Genomic DNA, 13171 nt, shown 5'->3' on the forward strand with positions numbered 1-13171 from the left:
CAAAAGAAAAGAGCTGCTAATTGATTAACAGCTCCTTATCATTTATTGTTCGTCATACCATGGATAGTGGTAAGTTCCTTCGCGGTCAGTTCTTTGGTAAGTATGCGCACCAAAGTAATCACGTTGAGCTTGAATAAGGTTGGCTGGAACTACTTCTGAACGATATGAATCAAAGTAAGATACTGCACTAGAAAATGCTGGTGAAGGAACTCCGGCTTTAATTGCAATAGATAAAACATCTCGAACGGAATCTTGATAGTCATTTGCAATATCAGCGAAATAATGATTCATTAATAAGTTATTAATGGATTCATCTTCATCATATGCATCGGTAATCTTCTGCAAGAATTGTGCACGAATGATGCAACCTTCACGCCAAATTTTGGCAATTTCACCAAAGTTTAATGGCCAGTCATAATGTTCTGCTGCAATACGCATTTGTTCAAATCCTTGAGCATAACTCATGATTTTACTGAAGTATAGTGCTTTACGAACACTTTCAATAACTTCTTCTTTGTTCAATGAAGCACCATCAAACTTAGGTCCCTTTAAAACTTTGCTTGCTTCAATACGTTCATCTTTAAAGGCAGAGATATATCTAGCATAAACGGCTTCAGTAATTAGTGATTGTGAAACCCCTAATTCTAACGCGTTTTGTGAGCTCCATTTACCTGTTCCTTTATTACCAGCTGCATCTAAAATTAAGTCAACAATTGGTTTGTCTGAACCTAAGTCATCTTTACGAGTTAAGATATCGGCTGTAATTTCCATTAGGTAACTTGAAAGTTCCCCTTTGTTCCATTCAGCAAATATTTCAGCAATTTCATCAACACTCAAGCCTAATACGTTGCGCAAAATATTGTAGCTTTCAGCAATTAGTTGCATGTCACCGTATTCGATACCATTATGCACCATTTTAACATAGTGACCCGCACCATTAGGTCCAATATAAGTTACACAAGGTTCGCCGTCTTCGGCTTTAGCTGACATTTCTTTTAAGATTGGTGCTACTAAATCATAGGCTTCTTTTTGACCACCTGGCATCATAGAAGGTCCTTGTAAAGCACCTAATTCTCCACCAGATACACCCATTCCAATAAAGTTGATACCTGATTTGTCTAATTTTTCATTACGACGAACGGTGTCTTCAAAGAATGTATTACCGCCATCAATTAAAACATCGCCTTTATCTAGCAAAGGTAATAATTCATCGATAACAGCATCTGTCCCAAATCCAGCTTTAACCATCATCACAATACGACGAGGTTTTTCTAGACTCTCAACAAATTCTTTGATGTTATAACTTGGTACTACGTTCTTTTCTTTATGATCAGCCATTACTTCTTCGGTTTTTGCGGCTGTACGGTTATAAATACCGACAGTGTATCCACGGCTTTCAATGTTTAGGGCAAGATTTTTACCCATAACAGCCATTCCAATTACACCAATTTGTGGTTGTTTGCTCATAACAAAATCCCTCCGTTTTATTCTCATTAATCGTATCAGATGATAGCTAGATTATAAAGTAATGTTTTTATTTTTTATCATCATTATCTTCTAATAAGTCACCCAATTTTGCAAATGGTGAAGTTTTTGTTTTTTCTTTTTGTTCAAAGTAATCTTCTTCACTCATGACCTGCCAGGTGTTTCCAGAAGGCATTTCATCATTTTGCTTTTCTTCTTCAGTCAAAATTTTTGTTGGCAAGTTCAAAATAATATTATCTTCAATTGCCTTTTGTAATTCGACCTTATCATTTTCAACTTCGATAATTGTACCATACAAATCAAAGTCTTCTTCGCGCGGTTTAGTATCGGTATAAGCTTCGTCAAAAGAAAAAGAAAGTGGATACCTAATAGGCGTTAAACTTCTTGTTGAAAGTACCACCAAGTCGACTTTGACGTGTAGACGTGAGATGACAAAGGGTTGGTCATTAATCAATTCCCCTGTCACTTGAACATGTTTGGCTTCCTCAATCATATTCTTAGTTCTTTCTTTTAAAACATCCGTTAAGTCAATATCTTGCTCAACAGAAGTGAACTGATTCTCGTAACGAATCAAATCGGAAAAATTATATTTTAACATTTTATTTCCTTTCTATTGGTCGACGACCAAAATTCTGACTAGTTTGTTTAGACATTTGTTCATATAAACGGTCAACTTGAACTTCCAGTGCTAAATCGCCGTCTAAATTAGCGTTTTTCTTATTAACACGACTAATAATTGTTAACTCAGTCTGCTTTTTAACTCGTTTCAAGTGCTGTCTACCTAATTTGGAATAACCTAAAACGCGTGCGTATTTTTTTTGTGAATATGTCATTACCTGCTCACTAGAAACATTAAGCAAACAATATAAAGATAGTCGTCTTAATCGAGCATAAGTATAACGCTTTGACTTAAGTGCCATTAAAAATTCACCAAAAGAATCGGTTTGATGAATAACCTGTTTCATTCTATTTTCAAGGCCTTCAGTCATTTGATAAATATTGGCAAGATTGGTTGCAGAAGTTGACTCAATTTTATACTTTAAAAATGGGAAAAGCATTTCCCAATCAGGAAAATTAGGCTGTGCTAAAATAGCTGATAGTTCTGCTTTAGGTATCCAATTTTTGAATTCTGATTCTAAACCCTGTTGTTGGTTCAAAGCTTTTCTAATAGCTGATGCCGAAGCAACAGGCTGTTTTTTTGTAAGTGGTTGATCATGATCAACACCTAAACGTCTAACAGGATACATATTCAAGTTTGTTTTCAATTTCACATTAGCAACAGAGTATGCAATAGCTAATAATGTATTAGGACGGTTGACTTCATATCCTAGCTCACTAGCAATCGTATCATTATACTGTGCGGCATAAGTTTGAGTATAGTCAGAAAAATCAGCGCTTTTTTGCATGATTTCACCAATTTTTTGGCCTAATGATTCAAAGTTCAGTCGCGCATTTTCAGCGCCAAAAACTAGCGTTTCAACACCTAAATCAGCTAATATTTCAATTGCACCCCGTGCAAATCTATCTGCTGGTTGTACTGCGTGATGAAAAGGCAATTCAACGACTAAGTCTGCACCTGCAGTTAATGCTGCCTCAGTTCTTGTCCATTTATCACTAATTGCAATATCCCCACGCTGAACATAGTTACCTGACATCACTACAATAATAGGATCATCTTGCGCAACAAGGCGTGCTTGATTCATTAAAAATTCGTGCCCACTATGGAACGGATTAAATTCAGCAATAACTCCTGTTACACTCATTTTTTATCCTTTCTTACTTTTGAAAAACCATCGTTTTGCCTTCTTTTCGTCAAATCGATTACTAAAATCGGATGTCATCTCAATATCTGAAAAGCCGGCCCAATCTAAGCTTCTAATGTAGTCTTGATATGGATAAGTACGCTCATAATGCAGCTCTTCCTTAGATTGATAACGATTTTTGCCATCCGGTGTTAAAATCTTCAAATCATGAACAACTGCATGCTCAACATCAGTCAAATAGCTATGCCAAATAAACAAATAATCGTCCGTTTCAACATTGAACATGTAATTATCAAATAATTCATCCATCTGGTAAAGCGAATGTGCATCAAATAAAAACTGTCCATCAGGCTTCAATGCGCGATAAACATTATTGAACACTTGCGTAACATCAGCTAAATCAGACATGTAGCAAATGGAGTCATCAAAACATAAAATAGCATCGTATTGATCAACTTCATTCAGTTCTAACATATCCAAAACTTTAATTTGTTTGGCTCTTCCCTGTAACTTATCTTCCGCTAGTTTAAGCATATCTTTTGACAAGTCAGTTACAGTTACTTCATAACCTGCATCAATTAGCAGTTCAGATAAATCTCCAGCACCAGCTGCAATTTCAAGAATTTTACTGCCGTTTGGAATATGGTGCTTAACATAATCAAGCCATTTAGGATAAAGGCTCTTGTCCATTAATTCATCGTATACTTTGGCAAAGGATTGATACGTCATTGTCTTAATCCAATTGTACTAATTTTGCATCAGCAAATAATTTTTCTAACGCATAAAAATCTCGCGCATCTGGCAAAAAGACATTTACAATAACATCGTACAAATCAATTAATAACCATTCTGAATTTTTATCACCTTCAACTTGTAGAATTTCAGCTGATTGTTTCTTTGATTCATCTACAATTTCATCAACGATTGCTTGTAATTGGCGATGTGAATTAGCTTGTGTAATTACAAGATAGTCCGCCATAACACTTGAATCTTTCATATCTAACGCAACTGTTTGTTCGCCATGTTTATTGTCAATGGCTTCGACTACTAAATCTAAAATTTGTTTACTATCTTTCAAAAAAATACTCCTTTTATTTTACATTCCAAACATTATAACTTGCTAATGTTTTAGGATAAACTTTAAAATTGTTTTTAATTAAATAAATTAATGTTTGTTGCAGCTGATAAGCCACACCCAAATCTAAGTTTTGATTAGTTAATTTTCTAGCTTCTTCTACACCTGGAAAATGACGAGCTGGTTCGATATAATCAGCCATAAAAACGATTTTGTCTAAGTCGGTCATTTCGGTGTCAGCTGTTGTATGACGCTTAACAGCGGTTAAAATAGCTGAGTTGGTTATTTTTAATTCTTTTTCAATGTAATAAGCGCCCACAATACCATGCCAAATACCGCGATTGTAGTTCAATAAATCTTGATCAAAATCTTGACTTTTAATGGTCTCAATGTATTCCTCTACTGACACTTCTTTAGCGTAATCATGCACAAACCCAGCTAGTGCCGCCTGATTTTCATCAACACCGTAATGCTTAGCTAATTCTTTTGCCGTTTGGCTAACACGTACACAGTGTTCAAACCGACCATGGCTTAATTTTTTTTGAGATTTTGCAATAATTTCATCTGATGATAGTACAGAATAAGTCTCATTAAATTTAAGATTCATCTTGATACAACCCCTTCTCGTTAATATAATTCATTACCTTTTTAGGAACTAAATAACGAATCGACTCGTGATTTTGACAGCGCTTTCTAATTTGAGTTGAACTTATTTCAAGTAATGGTGAATCAACCCAAATCACTGGATATGGGCTTGCCACTTCATACCCTGGACGTTTAACACCTACAAAAGTAACTAAAGGTAATAATTCTTCAATTTTATACCAGTTTGGTAAGTCTTGAATCATATCTCCACCCAAAATAAAATAAAAATCAATATCTTGATGCTGTTCTTGCAGCGCTTTAATCGTTTTTAGCGTGTAACTAACACCGCCACGATAAATTTCTGAAAGGTTCAAATCAAAATCATCATTGTCTTCAATAGCCAGTTTCAACATTTCAACGCGATAATTGGCGTCAATGGCTGATTTTTTTTGCTTATGAGGCGGAATGTTATCTGGTAAGAACCAAATAGCATCAAGACCTAATCTTGATAAGACCTGTTCAGCCATAATAAGATGGGCTTGATGAACAGGATTAAATGTACCACCAATTAACCCGATTTGTCTTTTTTTATTTTTTAGTCTTTGTGTTTGAACTTGATGTAATGGGATTGCTTTTGCAGATGTGTGACTAACCATTTTTTAAGCTCCTTCATTTCATTGTTAAAAATATTATAGCATATGAACGAAGTCTCTGATAAACCTAAATAATTGCACGGCGAGTACCTAAACCTAGTGCTCCTGGTGAAAATATTTTAACTTGAACATCATCATTAACTGTAATCCAGCCAAGACCACCAAATAACAAATCACTTTTTTCTTTGGTGTGATAACTCAACCCTTTAAGTGGTTTTAATTGTTCTAATTGTTCTGCTTGAGGCGGAACTAATAGTTCGCCTACATGCTTTTCGTAAAAGGCATCTGCGTTTTCCGTTTTTGTGCGGTGAATGTATAAATCATCAGAAGCATAAACAATAAAACTTTGTTTACCTGGGCCATCAACATAATCAAAACGACCTAGTCCACTTAAAAATAGCGTTTGACCAGGATTTAACTGATAAACTTTAGGCTTGATAGTTTTTTGAGGTGCAACTAATTTCAAGTCTTTTGGTGATAAAATATGTGCGATTTGATCTTTTTGGATAATACCAGGCGTATCAATTAACGATGTTCCATTATCAAGTGGAATCTCAATTTTATCAAGAGTAGTTCCTGGAAATTTTGAAGTTGTAATCAAATTTTCCACTCCAGAAAGAGTTTTGATAATACTATTAATTAGTGTAGATTTCCCGACATTGGTACTTCCAACAACATAGATGTCGCGATTTTGCTGTTTTTTCTTAATTAATTCGATTAACTCATCGACATTTTTTTGTTTTTTACCACTTGTTAATAAGATTTCTTCAGGATAAATTCCCCACTTGTTGGCTTGCTGACGAACCCAATCCTTAACCTTACGTAAGTTGGTGTTTTTGGGGAATAAGTCAATTTTATTTCCAATCATAATAATTGGTGTATCTCCCACAAAACGCGGTAATGACGAAATCATGCTACCTTGAAAATCAAATAAATCAATCACATTTAGTACTAAAGCATCTGTTTCAAGTAGATGATTCAATAAACGCAAGAAATCATCTGCATTTTCTTGTACAGGCATAATTTCATTATAGTGTCTCAACTTAAAGCAGCGTTGACAATAAACTTCTACTTCTTCGTTGTTTTGCATAGCTTTTTCAATTTTTTCATACGCTGATGCTGGTAAGTAACCTGATTTTTGGCTATCTTGATTCTGTAAAGTTGCACCGCAACCTATACATTGAATGGTTTCATTGTTCATGAAGATCCTCCTGATAAGTTATCTTTTCTTTTGAATTTAAACACCCTAAGATAAATTTTTCAACTAATCTGTTCAACCAAGTATGCCAGCCATCAGATTTAATTAAAGGCTTGACTAAAACCGTTTGCATACCAGCTGAATTCCCAGCTAAAATATCTGTTAAAATCTGGTCACCGATCATTATTGACTCGACAGGATTCACACCATATTGCGCCATTGCTTTAACCAGATTTCGTTTAAATGGTTTTTTAGCACTTGCAATAAATTCAATCCCTAAAGGTTCTAATACCTTATTAACACGTTCGTGCTTATTATTTGAAATCACAACAAGTGAAATCCCATGTTTACTTAATCTATCTCTTAGTTGGCTAATTTTCTCAAGTGTCTGCTTTTGATTCCAAGCCACTAATGTATTGTCAAGATCACTAAACACGGTTTTAATATCCATTTTTTTCAAAGTTATCGGATTTAGATTATAAACAGTATCAATTGTATATTTCGGTCTAAAAATGCTCATGTTTTCTCCTGAAATTTATCCATAAAAAAGCCCCTGAACTTTCTTATTCAGGGGAACAGTTTTATTTTAAGGCTGATTTTGCTTGAGATACTAAGTCAGCAAAAGCTTTTTCATCGTTGTAAGCTAGGTCAGCTAGCATTTTACGGTTGATATCGATGTTAGCTAATTTCAAACCATGCATTAATTGGCTGTAGCTGATTTCATTCATTCTTGCTGCAGCGTTAATACGAGCAATCCATAACTTTCTGAATTCACGTTTCACTTGACGACGGTCACGGAAAGCGTAACGGTATGAGTTCATAACTTGTGAGTTAGCTGATTTAAATAGTAAGTGCTTAGCACCACGATAACCTTTGGCAAGTTTTAAAACTTTTTTATGACGTTTACGAGTAACAGTTCCACCTTTAACTCTTGGCATAATAATTTCCTCCTAAAATACGATACAATCTTGTTTTTATATTAACGAACTTGTGAAAGCATTTGCTTAATACGTTTAAAATCACTTGCTGATACCATTGCTGATTTTCTTAAGTGACGACGTTGTTTTTTAGTTTTTCCGTGGAAACGGTGACCTGTAAAAGCGTGGTGACGTTTTAGTCCACCATTAGCAGTTTTTTTGAAACGTTTAGCTGAACCACGGTGTGTTTTTTGTTTTGGCATTGATAATTCCTCCTAAAAAGTATGATTAATCTTTATCGGCTTTTGGTGCAAGCATTAAGAACATGCTACGACCATCCATTTTTGGTCTTGCTTCGATATTAGCAACATCAGATGTAGCTTCTGCCATCTGTTCTAGAACTTTACGCCCAATATCTTTATGAGTAATAGCTCTTCCTTTAAAACGAATTGATACACGTACTTTATCGCCTTTAGAAATGAACTTTTGAATTTTTTTAAGTTTAGTATTGAAATCGTTTGTTTCAATCGTTGGACTTAATCTAATTTCTTTAAGACTGAAAACCTTTTGTTTCTTTTTGTTTTCTTTTTCTTTTTTCTGTTGTTGGAAACGGTATTTTCCGTAATCCATAATTTTAGCAACTGGCGTTTTAGCCTTAGGTGAAATTAAAACCAAATCTTGGTTTAATTCTTCAGCTTTTTGTAACGCCTCATTACGACTTAGTATTCCTAACTGTTCACCATCTTCAGCAATTACTCGCAATTCACGAGCACGGATTCTTTCGTTTATTAATAAATCTTTAGCTATGGTTGTTCACCTCCAAAAAAATTTGAGGACAAGTAAAAAGTGGGTGCATAAGCACCCACTTTTTAATCAACAGATTATTATCGATTAGCCTAGAGGTCTTTGACTTAGGCGAGAAGCGGGAACTTCTACTTGCTCTCATTCTTAAAAAATTATATCTAACTATATAATATCTGTCAAGTTTTTATTTTTCACGACTATAGTTATTTACATCAGCTACAATTGCATCCAAAAATTCGGCTAAAGCAAATGTATTTGTATCTTTTTGACCATAACGGCGAATTGAAACAGATGTTGAAGCTGTCTCTTGATCCCCTACAATAATTGTATAAGGAACTTTATTAGTTTGAGCTTCACGGATTTTGTAGTTCATTTTTTCATTACGTAAATCAACATCAACACGTAAGCCAAGTTTCTTCATTTGTTTCTTAATGTCTTTTGCGTAATCTGAGTGAAGATCCAAGTTAACTGGAATAATACGAGCTTGAATAGGTGCAATCCATGTTGGGAATGCGCCTTTGTATAATTCTGTTAAATAGGCAATGAATCTTTCAAGTGTTCCGATAATACCACGGTGAATCATCACTGGACGATGTTCTTCCCCATCGTTACCAATGTATGATAATTCAAATTTTTCAGGTAACATGAAGTCTAGTTGAATCGTTGAAAGTGTTTCTTCATTTCCTAGAGCAGTTTTAGTTTGAACATCTAATTTTGGACCGTAGAATGCAGCTTCACCTTCTGCTTCATAGTAATCTAATCCTAAATCGTCCATCGCATCTTTAAGCATTGTTTGTGCTGTTTCCCAGATTTCGTCGTCTTGGAAGTATTTTTCTGTATTTTGAGGGTCACGGTAGCTCAAACGGAAACTGTAGTCTGTGATGTTAAAGTCTTTATATACTTCCATCATTAGACGCAGGATTTTAACAAATTCTTCTTTGATTTGTTTTAATTCTACGAATGTGTGACCATCGTTTAGAGTCATTTCACGAACACGTTGTAGTCCTGTCAAGGCACCTGATTTTTCGTAACGGTGCATCATACCAAGTTCAGCAATACGCATTGGTAAGTCACGATATGAACGAACATGGTGTTTGAACACTTGAATATGTGAAGGACAGTTCATTGGACGTAGTTCAAGCATTTCGCCATCACCCATATCCATTGGTGGGAACATATCTTCACGGTAGTGATCCCAGTGTCCTGATGTTTTGTATAGGTCTAGGTTAGATAAAATTGGTGTGTAAACGTGTTCGTAATCAGCAGCCAATTCTTTATCTGTAATATAGCGTTCAATTACTCGACGAATAGTTGCACCATTTGGCATCCAGTATGGTAACCCAGCACCAACTTTTGGATCTACGAAGAATAAGTCTAAATCACGACCTAAAGTACGGTGATCACGTTCTTTAATATCTGCGCGGCGTTGTAAGTCAGCTTCTAAATCAGCTTTTTTGTAGAATGCTGTACCGTAAATTCTTTGTAGCATTGGGTTGTCTGATTTACCTTGCCAGTAAGCACCAGCTACTGAAAGTAGCGCAAATTCTTTAACACCACTTGCATTTGGCAATAATGCTTTATAACCAAAATCAATAAAGTCACCCATTTTGTAAACTTTAATTTGAACAGCATCAATTGCTTTTAGCAATGACAATTTATATTCATCATTTTCAAAATGTTTTTCTAAATCGGCTTTGTCCATCATGTCAACTTCGATAGGAAGACCTGATTTGATTACTTTTTGCATTGCTTCTTGTAATTCTGGTAGTTCTGTTACAGCAATTTGATTTTCTTTGTCTGTATCAACATAAAAACCATCTTCGATAGCTTTACTTTCACCAAAGTTAATATCGCTATGTGCTTTTTTAGCCACATATGAGAATAGGAATGCTGCTGTGTCACGTAACACACGTAATCCTAATTCATCATTTTGTAAAACAATTTCAACTTTTCCATCTTGTGAAATTTCTTCATTTAGATCAAGAAGTTCCCCATTTAAAACACCAGCAACTGCTTTTTTAGCTAAACTTGTACTGATTGATTTTGCAACTTCCTTAACGCTAACAGCGTCATCATATTGTTTGCGGTTTCCATCTGGAAATACTAGTTCAAAACTCATATTATGTATCCTCCCAAAAATAAAAAATCCCGATACAAAAATTTGCATCGGGACGTCATAAACGTGGTTCCACCCAAGATTTAGGTTAATAAAAAATAACCTCTCTCGTAAGACTTGATAACGGTAGTCAACCTATTGGTGTTATTCATATTGCTATAAAAGTGGTACTGAATACAATCAAAAGCTTTCAGCCAAGGCTTTTTTCTCTGGAATTAATGTATCAGCTTATCTTTTATATGATAACTTTATTATAGCTAATTTAATAAAAGTGTCAAGTATAAACCACTTATTCTGGGTTACGTCTATTTGATCCACTAATAGTTACTTCATATGACAAACTTTTAATACGTTCCATGATTCGTTTAGCCTTTACTGGTTCAACATCACCTTTGACATAAGTAAGATGATTTTCTAATTCAGCCATTGAGAAGTTTGAACTAAAAAATGTCGGCAAACGGCGTTCCATTCTGTGTTGTAAAATCACACCCAAAACATCATCACGAATCCAAGCTGTCAATGTTTCTGCTCCAATATCATCTAACATTAGAATTGGTGTTTTTTGCAAACGTTCAATTTCAATGATAGCCGTATTATTTTGAACTTGTGATCGGATAGTTGAGGCAAAAGTTGGAAAATGGACAACTGAAACAGGTGTCCCTTTTTCTGCCAACTTATTCGCTGTGGCTGCTAATAAATAAGTCTTACCAACACCGAAGTCCCCACATAAAAAGAAGCCTTTGCCTATTTCATCGTTGAGATAATCTCGAATAAAACTTGCACATCCTGCCAAAGCTTCAAATCTGCCTTCACTACCATCATTGTAGTCGTTTAAAGAAGCTGTCTTCAGGCTATCTGGTAATGAAATATAATTTAACTGCTTAGCTAGTTTTTTTTGTTTAGATTTATCTAGTGATGCCTGAGTCGGTTCATAGCTTACTTCAATCAAGCCATCATTCATAATTAAGTGTGGTTCATATCCATATAGTGGATTATTCAACTCATCTTCCACTGCTTTTTTTTGTGTCACATATTCATAAATATTTGCACTACTTTTTTCAATAGCACCTTCATCTAATTTTGCTTTATTATCCTTAATAAATTTTTGGACATCTTTATCTTTAATTGCATCAGACATTAGTTCATCTAAGCTAATGTTGACATTCTTCTTTTCAAGAAGTTGGTTAATTACTCTTGAAATATTTTGCATTTAAACCCCTCCTTTAATCTGGATAGTCAATTTCTTCCAGTAAGCTATCCAAGTTGGATAGTTCTTTTTTTTCTGGAATTTGCGATTGGTTTTCTTTTTTAGACCAATCAGTGGCAATTTCTTTATGAGTCGTTTTAGGTTGATACTTTGTTTTTTTATGTGTTTTAGGCGATTTATTTTCTCTAGTTTTTAGGTACTCAACAACCTGTTCAGCACTTGTTATACCTTGTTGAAGCCAATCATTAGCTAAATTATCCATCAAATTTTGTTTTAGCGTTGGTTCATAGCGCAGGGCAATCCAAATCATCATATTAATAATTTCATCTGATAAATGTACATTTTGACTTAAACGATACAAAATTTGCTTTTCACTGAATGTTGAAAAACCGCCTTTTTGGTTTTTGTAACGTTCTAAATACTGTAATGGCGTTATTTTTTTAGCGCTTGCAACTAATTTCTTTTCTTCAATACTAAAGGATTCTTGATCTTGTGGTTTCTTTGATTTTGTTTGTAAATTTTGTTTTGCAACATGAGCTGTTGAATGATAGGTATCAGCAAGCATGTTTTCAATTCGTTTGAAATTTAGCGTTGCATCTCCAACATTTAACGTTTTTACAATAATATTTCCTAGATCCTGTTCTGAAATCTCATAAAATCGCATCATATCGTAGAAACGCTTTTGATGCTTCATAATTTCTCTTTCAGGAATATGATAGGCCGCTAAAAAGTCAGTTAAAAAGCCCCATTCGATTGTTGCAAATTGTTTTTTATCTAGTTGACTATCATCATTTTGAGAGTACTTTTTGGTTTGACTTGCCATTTCCTGAACTGCAGGTGACGGTGATAGGACTTGTTCTTCTCTAACGTGAAAAATATCAAAAAAACTACTCGAAATGTCTTTAGGTTGATTAAAAACGACTGGTTTAGGCTGCACATATTTCTCTTTTAATTTTCGGTATCGAACTTCTCCAATTTTTTCTAATAGTAAGCTAGATAATAAAAAAGTTTGAAAAAATTCAGATACGGATAACACCGGCTTAACCTCAAAAACAAAAAATAGACCCAAAACCTCATTTGAATCCTGATAAGTTTTGAGCAAAGAAACACCTTCTAATTTTTGCCTTGCTTGATCAATCTCATTAAGCGATAAGTCTGTTTGTTCTTGTATTTGTATCAGTGTTTTATATTGTGATCTAGTAGGCATCTTATCCGCCAGTTGGTTCAGTGTTAAAAACAAACTAACTGATTTAGCACCAATTAGTGGCTGATAAAGTAAGGTTAGAACTTCAATTTCATGCGCAGTAAGCTGCTGTGGAAATAGCGTATAAAATTGCTGCCTAGGATTGTTAAATAAAGTCATAATTA

Annotated in this window: 15 protein-coding genes and 1 other annotated feature; all 15 genes read right to left on the reverse strand. The window is 34.6% G+C overall.

The window, feature by feature from the left end; genetic code table 11:
* Positions 1-42: 42 nt before the first annotated feature.
* The 15 genes from gndA to FC86_RS06265 all read right to left on the reverse strand — a co-directional run bounded on the left by gndA (position 43) and on the right by FC86_RS06265 (position 13166).
* Positions 43-1467, reverse strand: coding sequence for an NADP-dependent phosphogluconate dehydrogenase (gene gndA, locus FC86_RS06195; protein ID WP_056975198.1), 1425 nt, complete (start codon positions 1465-1467; stop codon positions 43-45).
* 67 nt (positions 1468-1534) lie between these two features.
* The gene (locus FC86_RS06200; RefSeq protein ID WP_056975199.1) at positions 1535-2083 is read right to left on the reverse strand and encodes a DUF177 domain-containing protein; all 549 of its coding nucleotides are present in this window, start codon (positions 2081-2083) and stop codon (positions 1535-1537) included.
* Position 2084: 1 nt separating this feature from the next.
* Positions 2085-3248, reverse strand: coding sequence for a nucleotidyltransferase (locus FC86_RS06205; RefSeq protein WP_056975200.1), 1164 nt, complete (start codon positions 3246-3248; stop codon positions 2085-2087).
* 3 nt (positions 3249-3251) lie between these two features.
* The gene (locus FC86_RS06210) at positions 3252-3977 is read right to left on the reverse strand and encodes a class I SAM-dependent DNA methyltransferase (RefSeq protein ID WP_056975201.1); all 726 of its coding nucleotides are present in this window, start codon (positions 3975-3977) and stop codon (positions 3252-3254) included.
* Between the two features lie 4 nt (positions 3978-3981).
* Positions 3982-4326 (reverse strand): ribosome silencing factor, encoded by a 345-nt coding sequence (gene rsfS / locus FC86_RS06215; RefSeq protein ID WP_056975202.1) that lies wholly within the window; start codon positions 4324-4326, stop codon positions 3982-3984.
* 13 nt (positions 4327-4339) lie between these two features.
* A complete protein-coding gene (yqeK, locus tag FC86_RS06220; RefSeq protein ID WP_056975203.1) occupies positions 4340-4930 on the reverse strand; it encodes a bis(5'-nucleosyl)-tetraphosphatase (symmetrical) YqeK in 591 nt (196 codons plus the stop codon).
* Positions 4920-5564 carry a nicotinate-nucleotide adenylyltransferase gene (locus FC86_RS06225; RefSeq protein WP_056975204.1) on the reverse strand — a complete coding sequence of 215 codons (645 nt, stop codon included), beginning with the start codon at positions 5562-5564 and terminating at the stop codon, positions 4920-4922. The genes yqeK and FC86_RS06225 overlap by 11 nt, the downstream gene beginning before the upstream one ends.
* Positions 5565-5628: 64 nt before the next feature.
* On the reverse strand, positions 5629-6762 hold the full coding sequence (gene yqeH / locus FC86_RS06230; protein WP_056975205.1) for a ribosome biogenesis GTPase YqeH: 1134 nt from the start codon (positions 6760-6762) through the stop codon (positions 5629-5631).
* Positions 6752-7279, reverse strand: a complete 528-nt coding sequence (locus FC86_RS06235; protein ID WP_056975206.1) for a YqeG family HAD IIIA-type phosphatase — start codon at positions 7277-7279, stop codon at positions 6752-6754. The genes yqeH and FC86_RS06235 overlap by 11 nt, the downstream gene beginning before the upstream one ends.
* A 61-nt stretch (positions 7280-7340) precedes the next feature.
* On the reverse strand, positions 7341-7697 hold the full coding sequence (gene rplT / locus FC86_RS06240; RefSeq protein WP_056975207.1) for a 50S ribosomal protein L20: 357 nt from the start codon (positions 7695-7697) through the stop codon (positions 7341-7343).
* 41 nt (positions 7698-7738) lie between these two features.
* The gene (gene rpmI, locus FC86_RS06245; RefSeq protein ID WP_056975208.1) at positions 7739-7939 is read right to left on the reverse strand and encodes a 50S ribosomal protein L35; all 201 of its coding nucleotides are present in this window, start codon (positions 7937-7939) and stop codon (positions 7739-7741) included.
* A gap of 25 nt (positions 7940-7964) precedes the next feature.
* Positions 7965-8483: a translation initiation factor IF-3 gene (gene infC / locus FC86_RS06250; protein ID WP_056975209.1), complete on the reverse strand. Its 519-nt coding sequence runs from the start codon at positions 8481-8483 to the stop codon at positions 7965-7967.
* A gap of 25 nt (positions 8484-8508) precedes the next feature.
* Positions 8509-8620: a sequence feature (ribosomal protein L20 leader region), on the reverse strand.
* Between the two features lie 44 nt (positions 8621-8664).
* The gene (gene thrS, locus FC86_RS06255; protein ID WP_056975210.1) at positions 8665-10599 is read right to left on the reverse strand and encodes a threonine--tRNA ligase; all 1935 of its coding nucleotides are present in this window, start codon (positions 10597-10599) and stop codon (positions 8665-8667) included.
* Between the two features lie 286 nt (positions 10600-10885).
* Positions 10886-11806 carry a primosomal protein DnaI gene (gene dnaI / locus FC86_RS06260; RefSeq protein ID WP_056975211.1) on the reverse strand — a complete coding sequence of 307 codons (921 nt, stop codon included), beginning with the start codon at positions 11804-11806 and terminating at the stop codon, positions 10886-10888.
* 13 nt (positions 11807-11819) lie between these two features.
* Positions 11820-13166: a DnaD domain protein gene (locus tag FC86_RS06265; protein WP_056975212.1), complete on the reverse strand. Its 1347-nt coding sequence runs from the start codon at positions 13164-13166 to the stop codon at positions 11820-11822.
* Between the last annotated feature and the right edge of the window lie 5 nt (positions 13167-13171).

The organism is Holzapfeliella floricola DSM 23037 = JCM 16512, assembly GCF_001436605.1.
GTDB classification, from domain to species: Bacteria; Bacillota; Bacilli; order Lactobacillales; family Lactobacillaceae; genus Holzapfeliella; species Holzapfeliella floricola.